The 775-nt window shown below is 52.8% G+C and carries 1 protein-coding gene; it reads right to left on the minus strand.

The features are described 5' to 3' along the window. Positions 1–23: 23 nt before the first annotated feature. Entirely contained in the window at positions 24–596 is a 573-nt protein-coding gene (locus ACUU1M_RS20385) for a YbaY family lipoprotein (protein ID WP_000779843.1), read from the minus strand. Between the last annotated feature and the right edge of the window lie 179 nt (positions 597–775).

The raw sequence follows: 775 nt of genomic DNA on the forward strand, positions 1-775 counted from the left end.
CGGGCGGAGAGGGTTAACGTCGCTTAATATTGCGTAGGAGCGGGAACTGCCGAAGACGGATTCACCTGAGTTGGTGAAGTCGAAGGTACGGTAGTCGTTGCGCCACCGCTGGCCTGAACCGGCACGGCGGTTTGCTGTACCGGCACCAATGTCAGGTCGGCTTTAGTTCCGCCCTGGTTGATCACCGGCTGAACGGTATCGGTGATAAATACCAGTTTGTCATTCACGGTAATCGCCGCACTCAACAGAATACGCGCGTTCGGCTGAACATCTGCCGGGTTAAATGGCAGAACAAAGCTGAATGGTGACTGTTTACCTTCAGTACGCACCGCTTTCTGCGCCAGCACTTTTGACGGTGCATCGGCTAACGACGCGTCAGAAAGTGTCACGGTCAGCACAGCATCAGGCGGCAGTGCGACTTTCTGACGGTTCCAGACGGTACCGGAGACATTCGGTTGCTGGATAGCAGGTTGTTGTGTTGCTGAAATAGACGTATTTGCAGCCGGGGCTGGCGTCTGAATATCCGCGCTTTTATCTGCGCAAGCCGCCAACGCAATCGCAACCGCTAAACCACTGGCCATGTGCACGAGTTTCATTCATTTCTCCTTATTATCAATGCACCAGCGGGCTAACTTTCCTCGCCGGAAGAGTGGTTAACAAAATAGTAACGTCAACAAGTGTGGCACACATCACGCATTTCTGCCTGTAATTAGCCCGTAATTCAGACTATTGCCCCCATCGGACCAGTGGCAAATTTGCGTTATACTCAACTCAC

It is taken from the genome of Shigella sp. SIG6 (assembly GCF_053555815.1).

Bases quoted from the DNA above. Each gene is read 5' to 3' on its own strand.
- ACUU1M_RS20385 (WP_000779843.1), bottom strand. From the start codon at position 596: ATGAAACTCGTGCACATGGCCAGTGGTTTAGCGGTTGCGATTGCGTTG.